We start from the raw sequence: 449 nt of genomic DNA, 5'->3' as shown, positions 1-449 counted from the left end.
ATCCTTGCGTGCCGCGGGTGAGCGACATCGCCTCGCCCCCCGACCTCGTGCTCGTGGCGACCCCGCCGGCCACCGTGCCCGGCATCGTTGACGATGCCGGCGCGAGCGGCTGCGGCGCGGCCGTGATCCTCACCGCCGATCTCGGCTTCGGGCCGAACGATGCCGGCCCGAGCGCCCGCGAGGCCGCCCGCCGCCACGGGTTGCGCCTCGTCGGCGCCAACAGCATCGGCATCGCCGTCCCGGCGCAGCGTCTCAATGCCAGCCTGCTCGCCCACGCCCCCGAGAAGGGTGACCTCGCCCTCGTGTCGCAATCCGGCACCGTCGCGGCGGGGGTCCTCGAATGGGCGCGCCCGCGGGGGGTCGGCTTCTCGGCGATCCTGTCCCTCGGCCGCTCGTGGGACGTCGACGCCGCCGACTGCCTCGATCATTTCGCCGCCGATCCCGGCACG

Annotated in this window: 1 protein-coding gene; it reads left to right on the top strand. The window is 75.1% G+C overall.

The window, feature by feature from the left end; translation table 11 throughout:
- Positions 1-8 precede the first annotated feature (8 nt).
- Positions 9-449, top strand: a 441-nt coding sequence (locus RAD15_RS43830; protein WP_458184866.1) for a CoA-binding protein, incomplete at its 3' end; no start/stop codon positions are given.

The sequence above is a fragment of the Bradyrhizobium sp. 14AA genome, from assembly GCF_054185205.1.
This window is presented reverse-complemented; position numbering and strand designations above follow the sequence as displayed.